The sequence below is a fragment of the Muricomes intestini genome (genome assembly GCF_004346165.1).
Lineage (GTDB): Bacteria > Bacillota > Clostridia > Lachnospirales > Lachnospiraceae > Muricomes > Muricomes intestini.
The window spans coordinates 198496-220166 of record NZ_SLZZ01000002.1; the positions used below are offsets into that span (position 1 = coordinate 198496).

At 43.6% G+C, this 21671-nt stretch carries 20 protein-coding genes; 4 read left to right on the forward strand and 16 right to left on the reverse strand.

Going from position 1 to position 21671, the window contains the following annotated elements:
- The first annotated feature begins 61 nt into the window (after nucleotides 1–61).
- Genes EDD59_RS02555 through EDD59_RS02565 form a run of 3 tightly spaced genes read left to right on the forward strand, consistent with a single transcriptional unit; the run spans nucleotide 62 to nucleotide 3977 of the window.
- Nucleotides 62–1522 carry a nicotinate phosphoribosyltransferase gene (locus tag EDD59_RS02555; protein WP_132378571.1) on the forward strand — a complete coding sequence of 487 codons (1461 nt, stop codon included), beginning with the start codon at nucleotides 62–64 and terminating at the stop codon, nucleotides 1520–1522.
- 15 nt (nucleotides 1523–1537) lie between these two features.
- Complete coding sequence (locus tag EDD59_RS02560; protein ID WP_132378573.1) at nucleotides 1538–2590, forward strand: D-alanine--D-alanine ligase family protein; 1053 nt, start codon at nucleotides 1538–1540, stop codon at nucleotides 2588–2590.
- Nucleotides 2591–2606: 16 nt separating this feature from the next.
- Nucleotides 2607–3977 carry a UDP-N-acetylmuramoyl-tripeptide--D-alanyl-D-alanine ligase gene (locus tag EDD59_RS02565; protein ID WP_132378575.1) on the forward strand — a complete coding sequence of 457 codons (1371 nt, stop codon included), beginning with the start codon at nucleotides 2607–2609 and terminating at the stop codon, nucleotides 3975–3977.
- A 31-nt stretch (nucleotides 3978–4008) separates the two neighbouring features.
- On the opposite strand, the gene EDD59_RS02570 is transcribed toward EDD59_RS02565, so the two are convergent.
- From EDD59_RS02570 to EDD59_RS02645, 16 genes are all read right to left on the reverse strand, one after another.
- Complete coding sequence (locus tag EDD59_RS02570) at nucleotides 4009–4977, reverse strand: DMT family transporter (RefSeq protein ID WP_132378579.1); 969 nt, start codon at nucleotides 4975–4977, stop codon at nucleotides 4009–4011.
- Nucleotides 4978–5017: 40 nt separating this feature from the next.
- Nucleotides 5018–6496, reverse strand: a complete 1479-nt coding sequence (gene xylB, locus EDD59_RS02575; protein WP_132378583.1) for a xylulokinase — start codon at nucleotides 6494–6496, stop codon at nucleotides 5018–5020.
- Between the two features lie 20 nt (nucleotides 6497–6516).
- Nucleotides 6517–7188: a fructose-6-phosphate aldolase gene (locus EDD59_RS02580; RefSeq protein ID WP_132378587.1), complete on the reverse strand. Its 672-nt coding sequence runs from the start codon at nucleotides 7186–7188 to the stop codon at nucleotides 6517–6519.
- Nucleotides 7189–7370: 182 nt separating this feature from the next.
- On the reverse strand, nucleotides 7371–8141 hold the full coding sequence (locus EDD59_RS02585) for a DeoR/GlpR family DNA-binding transcription regulator (protein ID WP_132378590.1): 771 nt from the start codon (nucleotides 8139–8141) through the stop codon (nucleotides 7371–7373).
- Nucleotides 8142–8620: 479 nt separating this feature from the next.
- On the reverse strand, nucleotides 8621–9334 hold the full coding sequence (locus EDD59_RS02590) for a tryptophan synthase subunit alpha (RefSeq protein ID WP_132378593.1): 714 nt from the start codon (nucleotides 9332–9334) through the stop codon (nucleotides 8621–8623).
- 3 nt (nucleotides 9335–9337) lie between these two features.
- Nucleotides 9338–10486, reverse strand: coding sequence for an iron-containing alcohol dehydrogenase (locus tag EDD59_RS02595; protein WP_132378597.1), 1149 nt, complete (start codon nucleotides 10484–10486; stop codon nucleotides 9338–9340).
- A gap of 22 nt (nucleotides 10487–10508) precedes the next feature.
- Nucleotides 10509–11300, reverse strand: a complete 792-nt coding sequence (locus EDD59_RS02600; RefSeq protein WP_132378601.1) for a BtpA/SgcQ family protein — start codon at nucleotides 11298–11300, stop codon at nucleotides 10509–10511.
- A 30-nt stretch (nucleotides 11301–11330) separates the two neighbouring features.
- Nucleotides 11331–12080 (reverse strand): nucleoside phosphorylase, encoded by a 750-nt coding sequence (locus tag EDD59_RS02605; protein WP_132378604.1) that lies wholly within the window; start codon nucleotides 12078–12080, stop codon nucleotides 11331–11333.
- Nucleotides 12081–13034: a carbohydrate kinase family protein gene (locus tag EDD59_RS02610; protein ID WP_132378607.1), complete on the reverse strand. Its 954-nt coding sequence runs from the start codon at nucleotides 13032–13034 to the stop codon at nucleotides 12081–12083.
- Between the two features lie 34 nt (nucleotides 13035–13068).
- Nucleotides 13069–13632 carry a cysteine hydrolase family protein gene (locus tag EDD59_RS02615; protein ID WP_132378609.1) on the reverse strand — a complete coding sequence of 188 codons (564 nt, stop codon included), beginning with the start codon at nucleotides 13630–13632 and terminating at the stop codon, nucleotides 13069–13071.
- 155 nt (nucleotides 13633–13787) lie between these two features.
- Complete coding sequence (locus EDD59_RS02620) at nucleotides 13788–14699, reverse strand: ABC transporter permease (protein ID WP_132378611.1); 912 nt, start codon at nucleotides 14697–14699, stop codon at nucleotides 13788–13790.
- On the reverse strand, nucleotides 14683–15744 hold the full coding sequence (locus EDD59_RS02625; RefSeq protein WP_132378613.1) for an ABC transporter permease: 1062 nt from the start codon (nucleotides 15742–15744) through the stop codon (nucleotides 14683–14685). Before EDD59_RS02625 ends, EDD59_RS02620 begins: the two co-directional genes overlap by 17 nt.
- Complete coding sequence (locus EDD59_RS02630) at nucleotides 15737–17278, reverse strand: ABC transporter ATP-binding protein (protein ID WP_132378615.1); 1542 nt, start codon at nucleotides 17276–17278, stop codon at nucleotides 15737–15739. Before EDD59_RS02630 ends, EDD59_RS02625 begins: the two co-directional genes overlap by 8 nt.
- Before the next feature lie 19 nt (nucleotides 17279–17297).
- Nucleotides 17298–18497, reverse strand: coding sequence for a BMP family lipoprotein (locus EDD59_RS02635; protein WP_165920840.1), 1200 nt, complete (start codon nucleotides 18495–18497; stop codon nucleotides 17298–17300).
- 60 nt (nucleotides 18498–18557) lie between these two features.
- Entirely contained in the window at nucleotides 18558–19292 is a 735-nt protein-coding gene (locus EDD59_RS02640; protein WP_132378619.1) for a GntR family transcriptional regulator, read from the reverse strand.
- 230 nt (nucleotides 19293–19522) lie between these two features.
- A complete protein-coding gene (locus tag EDD59_RS02645) occupies nucleotides 19523–20254 on the reverse strand; it encodes a GntR family transcriptional regulator (protein ID WP_132378621.1) in 732 nt (243 codons plus the stop codon).
- A 296-nt stretch (nucleotides 20255–20550) separates the two neighbouring features.
- On the opposite strand from EDD59_RS02645, the gene EDD59_RS02650 reads away from it, so the two are divergent.
- Nucleotides 20551–21600 (forward strand): NAD(P)-dependent alcohol dehydrogenase, encoded by a 1050-nt coding sequence (locus EDD59_RS02650; protein ID WP_132378623.1) that lies wholly within the window; start codon nucleotides 20551–20553, stop codon nucleotides 21598–21600.
- Nucleotides 21601–21671 lie beyond the last annotated feature (71 nt).

The following is a 21671-nucleotide window of genomic DNA, read 5'->3' on the forward strand; positions in this document are numbered from 1 at the left end:
TTTACTTTTTTTTCACATGTGCTATACTTAGTTTCAACATTTACATTTGGAGGAGGTTATTATGAGTACCCAGAATCTCACATTGCTGACAGACCTGTATGAATTGACTATGATGCAGGGTTATTTTGAAACCCAGGAAAATGAAAATGTCGTATTTGACGTGTTTTTCCGCCACAATCCTGATGCAGGCGGGTACTCCGTTATGGCAGGGTTGGAACAGGTTATTGAATACATTAAGAACCTGCACTTTTCCTATGAAGATGTGGAATACTTGCGGGGACTTGGTATATTCAGCGAAGATTTTCTCCATTATCTGAGTGGATTTCATTTCAGTGGAAATATTTATGCAATTGAAGAGGGAACCGTTATTTTCCCGAAGGAACCTCTCGTGAAAGTGATTGCTCCCATCATGGAAGCACAGCTCGTAGAAACTGCTATTTTAAATATTATTAATCACCAGTCGCTGATTGCCACAAAAGCTTCCCGGGTTGTCTTTGCCGCCCAAGGTGATGGAATCATGGAGTTTGGCCTGCGGCGTGCCCAGGGGCCTGATGCAGGATTATATGGTGCGCGGGCCGCAATCATCGGCGGCTGTGTGGGCACTTCCAATGTACTGGCAGGAAAGCTTTTTAATGTTCCTGTCATGGGAACGCATGCCCACAGCTGGATTATGAGTTTTAAGGATGAATATACTGCATTTAAAGAATATGCCAGATTATATCCCAATGCCTGCACCCTCCTTGTAGACACCTACGATACCCTGAAGTCCGGTGTCCCCAATGCTATCCGTGTTTTCCAGGAAATGCGTGATGAGGGCATTAAGCCTAAATCTTACGGAATCCGTCTTGACAGCGGCGACCTTGCGTACCTTTCAAAGCAGGCGCGTATTATGCTGGACGAGGCTGGTTTTACAGATGCTGTCATTGCCGCATCCAACGATCTGGACGAGCTTTTGATTCACGATTTGAAGATACAGGGCGCCGCCATCACCTCATGGGGCGTGGGCACAAACATGATTACTTCCAAAGACTGCCCATCTTTTGGTGGTGTATATAAGATGGCAGCCATTCAGGGACCCGGAGGGGAGTTTATTCCAAAGATTAAAATTTCAGAAAACGTTGAAAAAATTACAAATCCGGGCAACAAGACAATCTATCGTGTATATGATAGGGCAACAGGAAAAATACGTGCAGATTTAATCTGCTTTGCCGATGAAATTTATGACACTGACCAGGAACTTCTGCTGTTTGACCCTCATGCAACGTGGAAAAAGACCAGGCTTTCCGGTGGAACTTATACTATGCGTGAGATGCTAAAGCCTATTTTCATCCACGGCGAATGCATCTATAAATCACCGACTGTCAAGGAAATTGCAGCCTACTGTACAAAAGAAAAGAATACACTCTGGGAGGAGACAAAGCGCCTGTTTAACCCTCACCGGGTTTACGTAGATTTATCCCAGAAGCTTTATGACACAAAGACAAAATTGCTAAATGACATGAGCAAACAGGCGAATTCATAAGGAGATTTAATTATCATGAAAATTATTGTATTAGCCGGAGGACTCAGCACGGAGCGTGATGTATCCCTTTCCTCCAGCGCAGGCATCTGTAAAACATTGCTTGAAAAAGGGCACGATGCATTTTTGCTGGACGTTTTTTTAGGTTTGACCTATGACCCGAATCGTCTGGAAGAAGTGTTTACACTCCCCGGGCACGGGCTTGAAATTGCAAAAAACATCAGCACCGCTGAGCCGGATATCAAGGCTGTTAAGGCCTCCCGCCCCGATCAGTCCAATTGTTTTTTAGGCCCCAATGTAATTGAGCTCTGCCGTATGGCGGATATCACATTCCTCGGCCTTCACGGCGGCGAGGGTGAGAATGGAAAACTTCAGGCCACTTTCGACCTCCTCGGAATCAAATATACAGGTCCTGATTCCCTGGGCTGCGCTGTTGCCATGGACAAAGGCTTTACCAAGCATATATTCATGCAGGCAGGGGTTGACACACCTCCAGGAATGAGCCTCCACAAGAGTGCTCCTGACAAATCTCCGGAGGCATTGGGTTTAAGTTTTCCAGTTGTTGTAAAGCCCTGTTCAGGCGGTTCCAGTATCGGTGTCTACATTGTACATACCGAAGACGAATATACGGATGCCCTTTCCAAATCCTTCCGATATGAGGACGAAGTTGTGGTAGAATCCTATATTAAAGGAAGGGAATTTGCCTGCGGCATTATAGACGGTGAGGCTCTTCCCCCCATCGAAATCATCCCGAAAACAGGCTTCTTTGACTATACCAACAAATATCAGGACGGTGCAACCGATGAAGTGTGCCCGGCAGATATCAGCGAAGAGATTTCAGACAAGATGAAAGAACTCACTGTAAGAGCCTACCATGCATTAAAACTAAATGTATACAGCCGGGCTGATTTTCTTCTGGATGATAAAGGGAACCTGTACTGTCTGGAATTAAATACCCTTCCGGGAATGACCTCCGCCAGCCTTCTTCCAAAAGAAGCGCAGGCTGTGGGTATTGAGTATGGTGACTTGTGCGAACTGATTATCCAAAAATCTCTGGAAGCAAGATACTAAAAGGACGGTATATACCATGAAAAACATGACATTAAAAGAAATCTCCGTAGTCTGCGGCGGTATTTATTACGGAGATGAAGAAAGCTACTACAAAGAGGTAAGCAGCGTTACAATTGACAGCCGGAAAGTTGAAAAGGGCTGTCTTTTTGTGGCAATCCGCGGTGCACGGGTAGACGGACACATGTTTATCCCCCAGTCCATCCACGGCGGCGCCTTGTGTGCCGTTTCTGAAAAGCGGATAGAGAATGCATCATATCCTTATATTATGGTTAACTCCTGCGCGCAGGCACTCAAAGATATGGCAGAGCACTACCGCCGTTGTCTTCACCTGAAAGTAATTGGAATATCGGGAAGTGTGGGAAAGACAAGTACAAAAGAAATGATTGCCTCTGTGGCCGGCCAGAAATATAAGGTTTTGAAAACAGAAGGAAATTTCAACAACGAAATAGGCCTTCCCCTTACCATATTCCGTATCAGGGAAGAGCATCAGGTCGCTGTACTTGAAATGGGAATCAGCGATTTCGGCGAGATGGAGCGGCTGGCGAAAATAGCGCGGCCCGACATCTGTGTCCTCACCAATATCGGCTGTGCTCATCTCGAGCACCTCAAATCCAAGGAGGGGATTCTAAAAGCGAAGACCGAGATGCTTTTATTCATGAATCGCCGGGGAAGTGTTATTCTCAACGGGGATGATGATATGCTCCGCACCTTTACCCCTGCCAACCGGATTGAGCCAATACTTTTCGGACGAGATCCCGAGTGCGCATATTCAGTTAAAAATGTGGAGGATCTTGGACTAAAAGGAACATCTGCTATTTTTTGTACTCCAGATTCAGAGTTTACGGCACATATCTCTGTTCCCGGAGAACATATGATTTACAATGCGCTTGCCGCAGTTGCCGTGGGCCGGGTCCTTGGCATGAAAGATGAAGAAATCAAACAAGGGATTGAGGCTCTGGTACCCCTGACCGGCCGCAGCAATCTAATTGAGACTAAACATTTTACCATCATCGATGACTGTTACAACGCAAACCCTGATTCTATGAGAGCCTCCCTGGATATTCTTAAAAAATCTGACGGACACTGTGTTGCTATTCTGGGAGATATGTTTGAGCTAGGTCCGGCGGAACATGAAATGCACTATGAATTAGGTAAACACGCGGCCGGAACCGGCATAAACCTGCTTATCTGCATTGGCACTCTCGCCGCAGAGATTGCCCGGGGCGCTGCTAGTGTAAATCCGGATATGGAGATTTACCATTATGAAACAAAAGCTGAGTTTTTGGAGGACGCAGACTCCCTGCTGAAAGTACATGATATTATATTGGTAAAAGCTTCCCACGGAATGGAGTTTCCTGAAATTGTGGAAGCTCTGAGGGCAAAATAAATACAAAGAAACAGAGCAGCCGGTTCTCCTGCTAAGGAGTTTCAAACTGCTCTGTTTCTTTATTTATCTCTGAAGCAGCTTCGCCCTTTAGACTCTTTTCTGCCCTGAGATTCTTTGAGGGAAGCTGTGCAAGAATAATCGCAAGAAACACAAGTGCACATCCAAACAATTCCCTTGGTGTTCTTTTCTCATGAAGGATAAACCAGCTTGTCAGCGCCGCAAATACAGACTCCAAGCTCAATATTAATGAGGCTACAGTAGGCTCCGCATCTTTCTGGGCAACCACCTGCATAGTGTAAGCTAATCCGCAGGACAAAACCCCGGCATAAAGTAAGGGCACATATGCATCCAGCACCGCCCCTGCCGCAGGTCTTTCCCATATCACCATGGGAACTGCACAAAGGACCCCACACACCAAAAACTGAATACAGGACATCTTAACCCCATCCACTTTGGGTGCAAAATAATCTATGACAAGAATATGTATGGCAAATACAAATGCAGAAACTATCATCAGTAAATCTCCCTGTACAATAGAGAATCCCTCTTTCACACACAGGAAGTAAATTCCCACCAATGCAAGTCCCACACCTGCCCATATTTTTATCCCTGCTCTTTTCCCCACAAAAACCCCCAGCAGCGGGACAACCAAAATATATAACGCTGTCAGGAAACCGGCCTTTCCGGCACTTGTGTATAAGAGCCCGACCTGCTGAAGGGAACTCCCCACAGCAAGTGCTATTCCACAGCAAATCCCACCAATCCACAGTGTCTTTCTATCCCCTTTTTTCTCCTCTGTATGAGGACCCTGTACAGACTTTTCCTTCCGCCCCAGAATCCAGATAACCGGCAAAAGCACCAGTGCACCCAGCAGGCAGCGCAAAGAGTTAAAGGTAAACGGACCTACATAAGCCATTCCGGCACTCTGCGCCACAAAAGCACTCCCCCAGATCAACGCTGTCAGCATAAGCATGCCGTTATTTTTCACTTTCTGTTTCATATTATAAATCTCACCCTTTATCTTACATATTCGTAACTATTCAGAACATTTGGTAAATATTTTCCAAAGCATAATAACTAGCATCAAAAATTCTCTTCATTTTATCATACACGGCCTGATTTGATTTATCTGGCATATATTCTTTCTTGAACTGCAGAAACCGGGTGATATCCTCGAAATTATCATAGGCTCCCACTCCTACCCCTGCGATCATGGCTGCTGCTATGGAAGTCGCCTCCTCCACATGGTCCGGTGTATTAAGTTTTGCGCGAAATACATCGGAAAGTATCTGGCATACGACATCTCCCTTTGCACCGCCTCCTGTAAGAATCAGATTTTCTACAGGCAAATATTTTCTGTATGCAGACAGAATTAATTCCAGATTGTATGCCACTCCTTCAATCGCTGCTCTGATATAATCTTCTTTTGTATGATACATCTTGATGCCCAAATAAGCTCCGCTTGTGTCCTCATTCCAGCGGGGGCTCCTCTCTCCCAGCATATAGGGTAAGAAAAGAAGTCCCTTTGCCCCCGCCGGTGACCTTTCAATCATGGCATTCAATTCACTGTATGGTCTGCCCGGTGCCAGAAGGCTTCGGATATAAGAATATGTGCTTCCCGCCGCCTGCATCGTTCCGCAGGGCATATATCTTCCCGGGATAACGTGTGCAAAGCAGAAGAAGATCTTCTCCTCATCCAGAAATTTTTTCTTTGTGGTTCCTCCTACCCAGGCAGATGTCCCAAAGGTAACAAATAATTCATCGTCATGAATGCAGCCTGCACCCACTGCAGCACAGGGGCCGTCCCCGCCTCCGCAGACAACAGGTGTCCCTTCGCACAGTCCGGTAACATCTGCCGCTTCTTTTGTAACTTTTCCTATGATATCCGTAGAATAGTGCAGCGGAGGAAGCAGCTCCCGGTTAATACCGGAGGCCTCCAATATTTCATCAGACCAGCTTAAGCTTTCCAGATCCAGTGCATTCGTTCCGGATGCATCCGAATAGTCAGTCACGAATTCTCCTGTAAGACGATATAAAATGTAATCCTTTGCCTGAAGACATTTGTAAGCCCTTTTGTAAACCTCAGGCTCGTTTTCCTTCAGCCACATAATCTTTTCCAGAGTGTTACTGGAGCTTAAACGATGCCCCGTAATCTCATACATTCTGTCAAAACCAATTTCTCTCTCCAAACGCTCAGCTTCTTTCAGTGCACGCTGATCGGCCCAGATAATCGAAGGGCGCAGAGGATTCCCCTCTCTGTCCACCAGCAGGCACCCCTGCATCTGTGCTGAAAAAGAAAGTGCTATAACATTTGACTTATCAATACCCTCCAGTATATCTTTCGTCGCCTTGCATACTGCGCTCCACCAATCCAATGGGTTCTGCTCGGCGCAATTTTTCCCAAAAAACCGCACATCATAGGAAAAAGTACAGCTTTTTACAACCCTGCCGTCAACTGTAAATAGAGTAGCCTTATCTCCTGATGTTCCTAAATCATGGGCGATAATATATTCTGCCATGGCAAAACCTCCCGCTTTCCTTAGATTTCGTAAATCCTTTTATCCCCGTACACAGCTTCCCAGTCAGCCCCGAAACCTGCAATTGCCGAATCAATGACCGGACTCTCCACCATCTGTGTATAAAGTTCCGGTGATGCTGTAACAGCATGTGCACCTGCAAGCAGGGCATCCATAATCTGATGCGTATTTTTAAAGCTAGCCGCAAGTATTTTTGTGTCTTTGTGATAATGCTCAAACAGCCATGTAATCTCTTCTAACGCCTTTTTGCTGTCCACATTCATATTATTCATGCGATTAAAATAGGGCGCTACATAATCCGCTCCTACAGATGCTGCCAGCATGGCCTGCTGGGGCATATAGATTGCCGTTCCCGTAACTTTATATCCCTGAGATTTGAGCATTTTTATGCTCTTAATCCCCTCTTCGTTTACCGGAACCTTAATATAAGTATTCTTCCCCAGCTTGTCCGTGATTGTCTCCGCTTCTTTCACCATCTCTTCACAGGTGCTTCCGGTCACCTGTACGTGAAGTTGCTTATCCCCAATAATACTACGGATTTCAAGCAAAAGCGGGAAAAACTCAGCCTTTTCCCTGGATAAAATTGTGGGGTTGGATGTCACCCCTGTAATATCGTAAATATCGTTGTATTTGCGAATCTTCTCTAAATTTGCGGTGTCTAATAAGATTTCCATAATGTTATCTCCTTTTCTTAACAACTGCCTCAATTACTAGTGTATTGACACGTTGATTTTCAGCTAAATAACGCAGAATGAATTTTTCAGGCTGCAAGGCGAAGGAATGAGGCGTAGCGGTGGCTACGTCGATTGACGGCAACGCAGCGGCTGGAAATTCAGGCAAGTTATTTAGCAAAATGTCAACGTGTCAATACACTAGTTTTTATCACTTGGATACCATGTTCTTTTATCTCTCTTTCAACATCCCCGGGAATTCCTGCATCCGTAATCAGATATTGAATCTCCCCCAGAGAAAACTCAGGGACAATGCCTTGCCTCGTAAACTTACAGGATTCCGTGAGAATTACCACTTCCTCCGCGTTTCTTGCCATATCTCTCAGAGTCTCTACCCGCAGATGATTATCTCCTGTGAAGCCTGTATGAGAATAATAGCCGTCTGTGCCGGCAAAAAAGTATTTTACATGAAAAGACTGAACGCCCAGCCGTGTAATCGGCCCCACAACAGCCTGAGAATCAGATTGATAATCTCCTCCCAGCAAAACCAAGTGGATATTGGGGGCCATCCCAATATAATCCGCCATAAAGACAGAATTAGTGATAATTGTTACATTCCGCTTTGTATGACTAATTTCATCCGCCAGCAGAATACAACAGGAGCCAGATTCAATCATAACCGTATCCCCGTCTTCTATGAGTACAGCAGCTTCTTTTGCAAGCCGGATTTTTATAGAGTGGTTAGCTGCAAGACGGCGTCTCATATCATTTTCATCATTTAAAATTGCATATCCCTGCTCACGGCGGAGCAGTCCCCGCTCCTCCAGCTCTGTCAAATCCTTTCTGACAGTCACAAGAGATACCCCGCACAAATCAGCCAGCGACCTTACTTCACTCTTTTCATTAGTACTTAGTATCTCCAGAATTCTGGATTGTCTGTCTTCTACTTTTCCCATAAATCAGCTCCTATAACGTCCAAATAGTTTTCGAACGAAACTCATATTTATTACGTTTACTTGTTTATTATATTTTGCATTGCTGCTTATGTCAATTGTAAATTATAATATTGCAAATAATAATAGGGAAATGTAATCTGATTAGCATATAGAACTAGTATTGAAAATACCCTGTAGAATAACGCTGATGTCCTTTGGAAGCCTCATCATTGCGTTACTTGCCTTTCTCGATAAGAGAAACGACAAGGACAAAAAATAGCCCGCCCCGTCAGCCCACGGAGCGGGCACCTCTCACTGAGAGGTAAATAGCCCACCGGGAGGCATCCACTTTTGGAGTGGGTGCTTTCCTTTTTGTATATTTATTGTACTGCAATCTACAACGGATTTCAAGTTGTTTTTCAACAGGGCCTAATTTCCCTGAATTTTACAGAATTTCTTTCTTTTCATAAAATTAAGATTTTATATGCCTCTGCCCATAGTCAACACTGCGCTTTAAACTTACGTATCATTCCCTTCATAGCCGGCACATCTTCATGCAGTTTTAATATTGTGCTTCCCACAAATGCTGCATCTGCCCCCGCCTCTTTTGCCATTTTCACGTCTTTTGGAGCATGTATACCCACACCGCAGTAAATTGGCCTCTCAATGCCACAGTCTCTCAAATGCTTTATACAATCCTTCAGTGTTGGAAAATCTGGATTTATATTTCCATTTGGTTTTGCTTGCATATAGACAAATCCGTTTGACGCTTTCGCTGATTCTATTTCTTCCGGCAGCATATGGAATTGCACATAGCAGGATACTTTTAATCCGCTCTCTATAATCTGGTTTTTGATAATTTCTCCTTTTAACCCAACCAGCAGAACATCCTTAAAATCATTTTCTTTACAGAATTCTATGAAATGCTCTGTACCGATTTCTTCTACCGTATTTTCATACGCCAGTACAAGGAAATGTACTTCCGGCAGAAGCTTCTTCATTTTCACCATGCTTTCCATGTACTTCTCATAATCGTCACAGGCCTCCAGGGCTTTTGCCATTCTGTCTGCTATGTATTGCCCTTCCAGATACGGATTTCTTGAGGGAAAGTCAACTTCCATTATGCGGCAGCCTGCATCCGCATATTCAATCGCCGTCTGATAACTGTTTTCCAGTGTTGGATATCCATTGGATAAATACAAGATAATCTCCATGTCTTATTCCCCTTTATATACTTTGATAAATAGCTCTTTTAGTTCCTCTATACCTGGAATAATCGGATTAGTCTTTGTACAGCCATCTGCTTTTGCCATCTCTGCCATTTCACCCAGAATGGACATATATTTTGCTTCATCCGGAATAATTTCTTTCAATACAGAGGGAATGTTTAACTCGTTGTTCAGTCCTTCTACCAGAACAACCAAATTATCACTTCCTGCTTTGTCTGCAAATGCCACATAAATATCTGCTGCCCTCTTATCTTTTTCGTTGAAACGGATAATGTAAGGAAGTAAAACTGCGTTGCACAAGCCATGAGGTACATGAAAACAACTACCCAGCGTATGGGCCATAGAATGTACAATCCCAAGAGACACATTTGTAAATGCCAGACCTGCCGCCATAGATGCGTTCAGCATATTTTCTCTTGCCTTTATATCATCACTGTTTCTGTATGCCTTCGGAAGATTTTCTATAATATCCAGGGCAGCCTGGGATGCCAGGACATTTGCTATATAATTTGCGCGGTTGGATACCAGAGCTTCCAGGGCATGTGTCAGGGCATCCATACCCGTCTCTGCCGTAATCCTGGGCGGCATAGAACGAGTCACCTCCGGGTCGCAGATTGCAATGTCCGGCATCATTTCCATATTTCCGATTCCATGCTTAATTCCTGTGTCTGTGTCGGAGATCACAACAGAACGGGAGACTTCACTTGCTGTCCCTGCGGTGGACGGAATACAGCAGAACAGTGCTTTTTCTCTCAGTTTTGGAAACTCATTCGGAGGAAGGAGTGCTTCCAGTGTATTAAGCTCTGGATGCTCATAATACACCCACATTGTTTTTGCAGCATCCATAGTAGAGCCGCCTCCCAGTGCAACAATTAAATCCGGCTCAAAGGTCTGCATCTCTTTTGCCCCACGCCAAACGGTGGCAAAAGAGGGATCAGGTTCCACCCCTTCAATGAGCTGTATTTTGGCACCTGCTTCGGTGAGATAGTTTTCTACTTTATCCAGAATACCACTTTTTACCACACTTTTTCCTCCAATGACAATAGAGGCTTTTTTTATTTTTAATGACTTTAAATGCTCCAGGCAGCCTTCCCCGAACAAAAGTTGGCTCCCTGCTAGTTTCATTGGTCTCATCATATTTATCACCTTCTCTTCCTTTTTATGCCAGACCATCCATGACCTCTTTGACAAGATCATAGGAAATCGGATTTGTAAGTATTCCCCCTTCTTTCAAGCTGGATCCTATAATTGCGCCGTCTGCGATTTGCATCTGCGGTTTAATGTTAGAAGCCTTCACGCCGCTTCCTGCAAGGACCGGAAGCTTTACAACCTTCTTCACACGTTCAATCATATCCAGCGGCGTTTCTTCCCCAATTACACTTCCTGTCACAATAATTCCATCGGCACCGTTATCTGCCGCCTCTTTTGCAGACTGTTCAATCGTGATATACGGCAGCAGCATATGAACATGTTTTACCTGAACGTCCGCCAGAACCTTTACATGCTCTAAACCCAGCTGCTTTCTAAAGTCAATACACTCTCTCGCAACCGGCCGGATGATTCCGTCTGTAAATACAACCGTATCTACAAAAACAGGAACTCTCACAAAATCCGCCCCTGCAATTCCTGCGATAGAAAGTGATGCCTTGCAGTCATTAAATGCAGCATCTATTCCAATTGGTACCTTTACTTTCTGTCTCACCGCATAAGCAACGGCTGATAATGCTGCAACCTGGGCAGTGGATAATAATGCCGTAAACGGAGTATCGCCCATATTTTCCACAATCAGCGCATCAACTCCCGCTTTTTCCAGGGTTACCGCATCAGTCACCGCATGTTCAATAATTTTGTTAAAATCTCCGTCAAAACCGGGTGTTCCCGGCAGAGGAAGACAATGTACCATCCCTATTATCGTTGTATCCCCCACCTTTAATATTTTCTCATTGCTCATATCTTTATCACCTTTTCCTTTCCTCAAAAATTATCTGCATTTACTGAATCTGTAAATGCCCTCCAGCGCTGTCCTGCAGAGTAAATCTTCTGCATCTGTCCGTGCCTGTCCCAGGAGTTCTTCTTTTAAATTCTCCAGAACTGTCGTCATAGTCACGATACAGGTCTTAACTCCCATCAGCCTGCCGACCGTGAGCATACACGCCGATTCCATGTCTATTCCTGTTACCTGCAGCTTTTTTAATTCTGCGAAGATTTCTGACATGTCCCGCCCCCATTCCAAAGAAAAGCGTGAATCATGCATTTTACTGTAAAAGCCATCCATAGTACAGTTCAATCCATTTCTGTATTCAGCCCCCATATCGGTTACAGTCTGATTCATACAGTTTACTAAATCAATATCTGCAACTGCAGGGTAGGTCATATCCACATAGGAACTGCTTGTTCCTTCTCTTCTCATTGCCGCAATGGGGATGATAAATTTCCCCAGCATATCATCCTGCAGCGCCATGACCGTTCCCATTCGCACCGCCACTTCCATGCCGCACTCATACATTTCTTCCATTGCTATTGCCGCAGAAGGTGCACCGATACCGGTGCTGGTTATTGTAATTTCCACCCCTTTGTATGTCCCTGTATACGTATTGAATTCCCTTTTAAATGCAACCTTCTGTGGGTTATGTAAATATTGTCTCAGTACTTCCACTCTCCACGGGTCTCCTGAAAACAATACATATTGTGATATATTACTTTTATCAGCCCCCAAATATAATGTGCTCATTCATGACCTCCCTGATATCCAGTCCTCATATTTTTTTAGAAATTCCTCTTCTGTCGGCAGACTTGTACAGCACCCCTCTTTTTGAAGCACAAACCAGGAAAGCACACTGCCCATCACACAGCATTCTTTTGCTTTTTTTCCATTCAGATAACCGTATAAAAAACCTGACATGTAAGAATCCCCGGAACCAGTCGCATCTACCACATGCTCTACAGGACAAATTCCGACTTTTTCCCTCTGTACCCCCTGTCCGGTTCGTTCATAGCAGATACTTCCGTCTTTCCCAAGCGTAGTCACAATGATATCTGCCTCACCGATATCGAATAGTTCAGTGATATCTCGAAACCCATAGAGTTTTTCAATTATGCCCCGCTCCACTTCATTTGTAAAAATAATTTTGCTTCCTGTGAGCAGTTCCTTTAAAAACGCCTCCGGAAATGCGTTAAAATCATCCTTCATGCCAAATACCACCGGCACATTATATTTCTTACACTGTTTGAAAAACTCCTCATTATCCTGCCTGGCGGCTACTGTAATCACCCCTAATTTTGTCTTCCTAAACAGCCCATCCTCCAGCTTTTCTGCAAGCTTCCCGTCCATCGCCCCCGGGTAGAAAATAGCAATATGGTCATTATTGTTATCTTGAATAAGATAGCAAATAGAAGTAACCTCTTCTTTCAAAACCTTGACACCGTCAAGAGGAACCTTCCCGTCTTTCAGAAACCTTTTGAATCCATTGCATTCATAATCCCCGCCTACCCTTATAACCGGAAGCGATTTTTTTCCCAGCTTGCAAAGTGCATAGGCAATGTTGACGGAACAGCCTCCATATTGGACCTGGCTGTTATTCTTGTTCGTAACAAGGGAAGTAAAACCAGCTTTTACAGGTGAAGCTACCTTAATGATGTGATCCATACTGACATACCCACTGGTAAGCACGTCATATTCTTTCATACTTGTTTATCCTTTCCTACGTTAGATTTACCGCTTATAATGCACCTTCATCCAGCATTTTAAACAATGTTTCACTGTCTACCACATGCCCCAGATATTTGCGGATATCTTCCAGATGCACCTGATTAACTGTTTCAGAATTTGTTGCCACACAATCACTGATAACATACCCTTCATAGTCAAGATAAAATGCATCTGTAACTGTTGCACGAATACAGCAATTGGTCTTTGTGCCCACAATGATTACATTTCTGACACCGTTTTCCCTTAGTACCAGATCCAAATCCGTGCCGAAGAATCCACTGTAACGCCTTTTTTTTATCACATAATCAGACTCTTCTACCGGAAGCATCGAATCAATCTCTTCTCCGCCGCTCCCTTCGATACAGTTGGGACGCATAGTCTCTGCTTTCCTGTCATGCTTTCCCTTTCTGTTGCAGTGGGCAAGGAAAACAATCAAAACATCTTTTTCCCTGCACTTATCCAGAACCCTGCAGATTTTCGGAAGGATTTCCCTATTCTGCGGATAAAACACAAGTCCATCCGGATCTGTAAAATCTTTTACCATATCCACGATTAATAGTGCTGTCTTTGCCACTGTCCTTCCCCCATTCTTTTATTCCCGCGAGCAACGAGCCAAGCGGAAATGCTTGCATTTCCATTTGGCGACTGCCGCGAGGGTCAAATACCCCGCAGCTTGCTGCGCTGCGAGTTTGATGCCCCGTCAGCTTGCTGCGGGGTCTTTGACTTTACTTAACACTTAAATCCACGGACTTTCACATTCTTATGTTTAACAATGGACACCGCCGCAAGAACTGCTACCATAATGATATAAGGAATAATGTCAAATAATCCTGCCGCTGGCCCGGCATAAATACTCAAGTTGACAGCCAGCGACCTTGCCACTCCAAATAAAATTGCATAGAGTGAAGACAGTACCGGCTCACCCTGTCCGCAATAAATTGCAGCAATTGCAATAAAGCCGCGCCCCGCCGTCATATCATTGGTGTACAGCCCCAGTCGTTCCACCGAAAGGTTAACACCCGCAAGAGCACAGCAGAATGCTCCAATTAACACTGCAGCATATTTGTAGAAACCCGTCTTAATACCAATGCTTCTGGCTGAATCCTCATTCTCACCAACTACCCTCACATAAATTCCAAACCGTGTCTTATACATCAGCACTGCAAATATGGCGATCCCTATAAATGCCAGATAGGTGATAGGCGGATGACCGCTTAAAATGCTTCCAATGATTGGAATATCCTTTATCAGTGGGATGTTTATTTTATATTTTGTAATGTTCACATTTTTCAGGTTGATATTAGCTGTTTCCATCATTTTCATCACAAATCCCGCTATGGCAGGGACAATCAGGTTAATGGCAAGCCCTACTACAATCACATTTCCCTTACACGTAATGCCCATAAAGGAAAATACAAGTCCATACACAAGAGTAGTCAAAATTGCAAGGAAAACCGCAAGCGGCAGATTCCCCGTAAAAAACATTACAAGTGTAGAAATGAACGCACCGTTAAGCATCATGCCTTCCAGTGCAATATTCAATACGTTTGCCTTATAAGCGAACATCCCACCGGTTACACAGAGGATAATCGGAGTGCTATGATAAATAGTATCATACAGAATGTTATTGATCAGTTCCATTATGCAGCCTCCTCCCTTTTAAATCCATTCGTTCAGAAATGAATTTCACTGCCAGAAACAGAATGATCAGTCCCTGAATTAATGCCACAATTTCTTTTGGGACGTTTGTGTACATGTTTATATTGTCGCTTCCTGTTTTTAATGCTGCGTAGAAAATAGCTGCAATTAATATTCCGCCCGGAGAATGTCCACCCAGAAGGGCAATCAGCATTCCATCCCATCCAAGCCCCGGTGTTCCCGAGAAATTCAACGTATATTTAAACTGTTCACTCATCATATAACCTGCACCTGCAAGACCAGCTAAAGCACCGCTGAGCAGCATAAGAACAATTGTCTTCTTTGCAACATTCATACCGGTTGCCTCTGCAAACTCCGAATTTTTCCCAATTGCAGTAATTTCATATCCCAACTTCGACTTTTTCATCACCACATACATGATAATCAGGACAATCACTGCAATTACAAAAAACATGGTAAGGCGTGAACGTCCAAATCTGGAAAACATAGCACTTTCTTTAATGATTGGCGTTGCCACATAGCCAGAGCCTAAATCTCGAAAAACTCCTGTCGACAAAAATTCTAATGCTTTTGCCATGGCGTAATTCAGCATCAGTGTCACAACCATTTCGTTTACTCTACATTTTGCTTTCAATAATGCGGGAATCAATGCAAATGCCATTCCACACAGAACACCTGCCGCAAAGCAAATAAACTTGTGCAGAAATGGATTCATGCCAGTGATATAAGCTCCTGCAATTCCCGCAAAAAATCCTCCGAATAGCATCTGCCCTTCTACGCCCATATTGTAAAGGTCTGCCTTAAAAGTTACTGCAATCGCCAGACCTGTCAAAATCAGGGGAGATGCATAGTGCAGTGTATTCATAAAACCGGTGGATGACAGGAAAGATTTCTTCAGCAAAATCCAGTATGTTTCCATTGGATTCTCGCCAATACAGGCTATCACCACGCCTCCAATAACGAACGCCAGGAAAATCGGCAGGATTGAATTGAGTATATTTCTTATGATGCCTTCTTTTTTATTCATGAACTGCCCCCTTGCCTCCCGGTTGAATACCTGCCATCAAAAGTCCGATACTCTCTGTTTCCACTTCAGACTGACTGACACGGCCGGAAATTTTTCCTTTGTACATGACAATCATGTTATCCGAAAGGCTCAAAATTTCAGAAAGCTCACAGGAGATTAATATGACCGCATTTCCTTCATCCCTGAACTTTAAAATATGTTTGTGGATAGATTCAATGGAGCCAATGTCAACTCCCCGGGTGGGCTGGCATGCAATCAGAAGCTTCGGGTCCGCTGATAATTCTCTTGCCACAATAATCTTCTGTGCATTACCGCCGGACAGACAACCTATTTTTTCATTGATATCCCCAAGACGAATATCAAATTCATCAATAAGGTTATCACGCTTTGCGCAGATTGCCTTCTGATTAAAAATCCCTTTTTTGCAGACATCTGGATTCCCATGGTATCCTGCGATACAGTTGTCAGAAATACTCATATCGCTGCAAAGCCCCTGGGCATAGCGGTCCTCCGGAATAATGCCGATTCCCTCCCTGCGGAGCTGTGCAGGCCACTGATTGGTAATATCCTTTCCTAAAAATGTGATGGTGCCTTTTGTCGATTCCATCAGACCTGTCATTAATTTTACTAGTTCAGACTGACCGTTTCCTTCCACCCCTGCGATTCCCAGTATTTCTCCTTTATGTACTCTAAAAGAGAGGTCCGACACCATTTCCTTTCCAGATTCGTTAATCGTACATAAATCTTTTACTTCATATATTATATCCTTTGAAACAGGTCCTTTTCTTTCGCTGCTGACAGTCAGCACAACATTTCTTCCAACCATCATCTGTGCCAGCTCTGTTTCACTGGTGTCTTTTGTCTTTACATGACCGGCTACTTTTCCCTTCTTGATAACCGTCACACTATCGCTAAGTTCCATAACCTCACGCAGCTTGTGTGTAATCACAATAATGGTCTTCCCTTGTTTTTTCAGATTCTTCAGGCTTACCATCAGATCATCAACTTCCTGAGGAGTCAGTACAGCTGTGGGCTCATCCAGTATCAGGATATCAACATTTCGGTAAAGCATCTTCAGAATTTCTACCCGCTGCCTTCCTCCCACAGAAATATCTTCAATTTTATCCAGAGGGTCCAGTTCAAAATGATACCTGTCTATTAATTCCCGGACTTTTTTAATCTCCGTTCTTTGGTCGACAAAAAGCGTTTTTCCTTTTTTTATTTCAACACCTAACAAAATATTCTCATACACGGTAAGGCTGGGCACCAGTTTAAAGTGCTGGTGCACCATGCCAATACCTTTTGCTATTGCATCAATGGGACTGCTCATCTGAACTTCTTTTCCACGAATCAGAATTTTCCCGCTGGTGGGCTGCAATAAGCCATAGAGCATATTCATAAGTGTAGATTTTCCGGCGCCGTTTTCCCCGACAATACATTTGATTTCCTGTTCTTCCACGCTCAGACTGATTTTGTCATTTGCAGTGAAGCCGCCGAACCTTTTCGTCAGATCAACCACCTCTACCATACTCATGTGTATACCCTCTTCTCAATTATTTGATTGTTACATTCTTGCATGCAGACGGGTCAAACGCTTCTCCAATCTGAGCATTTGTCACCTTGATTTTCCCATCCGCAATCTGGGTTTTCAAGTCATCAACGTAGGTCATAATCTCTTCCCATTTTGCCTGTGCCTCGTCTGTATCAGCAATTGCCTGTTTGATCTGTGTCAGCTCTGTAATATCTGTAGCTCCCGATGCCAGAGGAAAGGTCTGCAGTCTGTCCATATCATCGATTGTACCATCTACATATGCTTTCGTAATGTCATATACAGGAACGGAAGTGTTCTTTATTACACTTGTCAAAATATATCCTGGCTGCATGTCATCTTTGTCAGCATCCACATGGATTGCCAGCTTTTTCTCTTCTTTCGCTTTGGATGCAACACCGTCTCCGACACTTCCCGCCACTGCATATACCACATTCGCACCTTGATTATAATATGTACCTGCCACTGTACTGCCGGTCGCCGGATCAGAAAATCCTGCGTCATACTTTGCATAATAATCATAGTTCACGCCTAAATCTTCTGCTGCTTTGTTGATGCCTTCTATAAAACCATCGGAAAATACGGTAATACCATTAGAATTGGTTCCCCCCACAAACCCGATTGTGCGTCCGCCTTTATCTAAATCTGTAAAACTATAGTTTTCGGCCGGAAACAGGATGTCCTTATTTTCAAGTACCTGTACGCTTAAGGCTCCTGCAATATAGGAAGCCTCATGCACATCAAACAGAGCACAGATTACATTATCATGAATTACGTTTCCATCATCATACTGGTTTGGATTATCATTTACGCAGACAAATGTGGTATCCGGGTACATCACGGCAATCGGCTCAGAACCACCTACGCCTTTAATCAAAGCGTCAAAGTCATATTCCAGATTGAAAATAACGTTATAACCATCCTCTGCAAGTGTTTCAAGTGCTGCCGGAACTCCATTCTCAGGCTCTACTACCTTATATTCAACTCCTAACTCATCTGCTGCCTTTTTTGCTCCTTCCACTGCAGTCTGATTATAACCATTATCATTCTGCCCTGCAGAATCACAGACGATCGCGATTTTTACATCTTTCTTTTCGCCGGAGTCCGCACGCCCATCATCTTTACCTCCCCCACACGCTGTCAGACTTCCCGCTATCATTGCCGCCGCCAGTAAAACGCTCAAAGACTTTCCTGCTTTTTTCATAATGCTTTTCTTTCTCCTTTCACCTCGTTGATTTTTTCAGAGTGATTATGATTGACCTCTCTATCTCGATGTTCCTTCTTCCAGATAAAATTTGTACTGATCTGTCCGGTAGTAACATTTGAAACTTTCAATGGGCAGCTCCTTCCCCTGAACAATTCCATATGTTGTGCTTCCGAATAAGATAACCGGCATCTGTTCATCTATATCAAGATACTCTGCTATCTCCTCTTCTGTCAGAACGGCCTCTATGGTTCTGCGAGATTTTATAAATTTTACACCATATTTTTTCTGAAGTACTTCATACAGAGACTGTGTATTGAAATCGTACGTTTCAATTCCTGGAAACAGTTTTCGCGGCAAATAGGTAATGGTGTAATTCAAAGGTTCTCCGTCTGCCATTGTCACTCTCTCGAGCCAAAGCAGTTCATCACCGACTGCCACATGCAAAAGTCTTGCCCTCTTTGTATCTGCCTGAACAATCTCACACACTGTCACCTTTTTAGAAGGATTTCTTCCCAGGCGCCTCACATCATCCGTGCAGCTGGTAATCGCAAAAAGGTTCTGACTGTAAGCATCACTTTTCACATAAGTGCCTTTTCCCTGAACCTTATATAAATATCCGCCCGTAACCAATTCATCGATTGCACGCCTGACTGTAATGCGGCTGACCTGGTACTGTTCCATCAGCTCCCTTTCACTCGGTATAAGATCGTCAGGAATAAATTCTTCCTCTTCAATTTTCTGAATCAGTTCCTTTTTTAGTGCAAAATACTTAGGTATACGTTCTTCTTCCATCCATTCCTCCCGCCGTTCTATCATATTATGATGTCATGTCGTCATAATCAGTTGCAGTTATATAATAGTCCATTTCAGTGAAAAGTCAATACTATAATACGAATTTTCTATATTCTGATGTCCTTTTCTCCAATTTACACAGATTTCGCATGGCTGTTTTGTAACATTTATACAACAAAAAAACCATTGCTGAAATTTAAACTTCATACAATGGTTTTGAATATAACGTATTACTGCGCCACCTGGTCAATATAAAATTTATATTTATCTGTCCTGTAATAACATTTAAAATTTTCTATCGGTATTTCCTGCCCATTCACCTCACCGTAAGTTGTACACCCGAACAATATCACAGGCATTTTCGCCTCAATATCCAGATACTCCGCAATCTCGTCTTTTACAAGTACAGCTTCCACAGTGCGCCTTGCCTTTGTAATGTTCACATGATACTCTTCACTCAGCACCATATACAGAGATTCTTTCCCAAAATCATGCTCTTCCAGCCTGGGAAACAACTTCAGGGGAAGATAAGTCAGAGTATAATTTAGCGGTTCCCCATTTGCATACAAAACCCGGCCAAGCTGAAATACCTGATCCGTATCCGAGAGATTAAGCGCTTTTGCCCGCTTCTTGTCGGCAGTCAGGATATTTGCCATTATAACCTGCTTGGTCGGCGTCATCCCCATATTACGTACGGCCTGCGTACAGCTTACAAGAGAAAATAAGTCATTTCCTTTTTCGTCCGTCTTGACATATGTACCTTTTCCCTGAATTTTATAGAGATATCCTTCTACCACCAATTCATCAATTGCCTTCCTCACAGTGATTCGACTGACCTGATACTGCTCCATCAGCTCTCTCTCACTCGGTATCAGTCCGCCCGGCAAGTACTCCTCTTCCTCAATCTTACGGATAATTGCTTTTTTTAATTGAAAATATTTTGGCACACGTTCTTCGATCATAGTATCCCTTCCATTTCTCTTTTGGGTTATACTGTGTACATGATGATATTTCCTGTATATTACAATAATACACAGTATGAGCCCTTTTTATAGATTATAGCAAATCTTTGTGGACATGGGAAGAAAACCTTATTAATCTCAAAAGTCAAATACCCCGCAGCAAGCTGCGAGGTATTTAATATTGTTTGTTAAGAAATACACATTATTTTCAAATTGCCATTGTTTAGTATCCTTATATGTCTTATAATGAAATAATAGGATAAATTTTTAACGATAATGTTAAGGAGGTAACAAAAGTGAAAGGTTATGGAATGTTTTCAATTAATAATGCCGGCTGGATAGAAAAGGACAGACCCGTCTGCGGTTCGCTGGATGCTATTGTAGAGCCTATGGTCGTGGCCCCCTGCTCTTCCGATACACATGTTCTGCACGGCGGTAACGGTGAAAAGACCAATCTGATTTTAGGACATGAAGCAGTCGGCAAGATTGCAGAAGTAGGTAATCTGGTAAAAGATTTTAAACCCGGTGATGTTGTTGTAGTTCCCTGCTGTACGCCTAACTGGCTTTCTCTGAACACACAAGGTGAATACACTGCCCATGATGAAGGGCTTATGGCAAGCTTTAAGTTTCTGGGTTCAAAAGATGGAACTTTTGCAGAATATTTCCATGTAAACCAGGCAGATGCCAATCTTGTACTCCTTCCTGAGAAGGTGGCTCCCGAGGCTGCAGTTATGACGGTTGACATGATGTCCACAGGTTTCCATGGAGTTGAAAATGCAGATATAGGCTTCGGTGACACTGTAGTAGTTATTGGTATCGGTCCTGTCGGTCTGATGGCGGTTGCAGGAGCAAAATTAAAGGGTGCCGGCAGAATCATTGCAGTCGGAACACGCCCAAACTGTGTCGCTGTTGCAAAAGAGTATGGTGCAACGGATATAATCAGTTACAAAGAGGGTGATATTGTAAAGCAGGTTCTGGAAATGACAAAGGATGGAGCTGATTCGGCCATTATAGCCGGTGGCAATGCCGAAAGCTTCCGACAGGCCGTAGACATGACAAAGCCGGGCGGCTGCATTTCCAATGTAAATTTCTTCGATCTTTCAGAAACTCTTGCCATGCCTGCTTTTTCATGGGGACTTGGAATGGCAGACAAGACAATCCGGGGAGGATTCTGCCCGGGAGGTGCACTGCGGATCAGCAAAATGCTCCAGATGATTGAGAATAAAAGAGTCGATACCACCAAGCTGATTACACATACATTTAATGGTTTTGATAAGATTGAAGATGCTTTCAAACTCATGGATGAAAAGCCCAGGGATTTGATTAAGCCCGTTGTTTTCATTTAAACCAGAGGTACAGTTTATATTCTGACAACAATACACAAGCAAAACGGTGGGCTGCAGGAATATTTATCCTG

Excerpts from the sequence above, each read along its gene's own strand:
- EDD59_RS02605 (WP_132378604.1), bottom strand. The coding sequence starts at position 12,080 with ATGAGCACATTATATTTGGGGGCTGATAAAAGTAATATATCACAATAT.
- xylB (WP_132378583.1), bottom strand. The coding sequence starts at position 6,496 with ATGGCAGAATATATTATCGCCCATGATTTAGGAACATCAGGAGATAAG.
- EDD59_RS02555 (WP_132378571.1), top strand. The coding sequence starts at position 62 with ATGAGTACCCAGAATCTCACATTGCTGACAGACCTGTATGAATTGACT.
- EDD59_RS02635 (WP_165920840.1), bottom strand. The coding sequence starts at position 18,497 with ATGAAAAAAGCAGGAAAGTCTTTGAGCGTTTTACTGGCGGCGGCAATG.
- EDD59_RS02625 (WP_132378613.1), bottom strand. The coding sequence starts at position 15,744 with ATGAATAAAAAAGAAGGCATCATAAGAAATATACTCAATTCAATCCTG.
- EDD59_RS02580 (WP_132378587.1), bottom strand. The coding sequence starts at position 7,188 with ATGGAAATCTTATTAGACACCGCAAATTTAGAGAAGATTCGCAAATAC.
- EDD59_RS02620 (WP_132378611.1), bottom strand. The coding sequence starts at position 14,699 with ATGGAACTGATCAATAACATTCTGTATGATACTATTTATCATAGCACT.
- EDD59_RS02565 (WP_132378575.1), top strand. The coding sequence starts at position 2,607 with ATGAAAAACATGACATTAAAAGAAATCTCCGTAGTCTGCGGCGGTATT.
- EDD59_RS02590 (WP_132378593.1), bottom strand. The coding sequence starts at position 9,334 with ATGGAGATTATCTTGTATTTATCCAATGGATATCCAACACTGGAAAAC.
- EDD59_RS02570 (WP_132378579.1), bottom strand. The coding sequence starts at position 4,977 with ATGAAACAGAAAGTGAAAAATAACGGCATGCTTATGCTGACAGCGTTG.
- EDD59_RS02610 (WP_132378607.1), bottom strand. The coding sequence starts at position 13,034 with ATGAAAGAATATGACGTGCTTACCAGTGGGTATGTCAGTATGGATCAC.
- EDD59_RS02595 (WP_132378597.1), bottom strand. The coding sequence starts at position 10,486 with ATGATGAGACCAATGAAACTAGCAGGGAGCCAACTTTTGTTCGGGGAA.
- EDD59_RS02560 (WP_132378573.1), top strand. The coding sequence starts at position 1,538 with ATGAAAATTATTGTATTAGCCGGAGGACTCAGCACGGAGCGTGATGTA.
- EDD59_RS02600 (WP_132378601.1), bottom strand. The coding sequence starts at position 11,300 with ATGAGCAATGAGAAAATATTAAAGGTGGGGGATACAACGATAATAGGG.
- EDD59_RS02585 (WP_132378590.1), bottom strand. The coding sequence starts at position 8,141 with ATGGGAAAAGTAGAAGACAGACAATCCAGAATTCTGGAGATACTAAGT.
- EDD59_RS02640 (WP_132378619.1), bottom strand. The coding sequence starts at position 19,292 with ATGGAAGAAGAACGTATACCTAAGTATTTTGCACTAAAAAAGGAACTG.
- EDD59_RS02645 (WP_132378621.1), bottom strand. The coding sequence starts at position 20,254 with ATGATCGAAGAACGTGTGCCAAAATATTTTCAATTAAAAAAAGCAATT.
- EDD59_RS02630 (WP_132378615.1), bottom strand. The coding sequence starts at position 17,278 with ATGAGTATGGTAGAGGTGGTTGATCTGACGAAAAGGTTCGGCGGCTTC.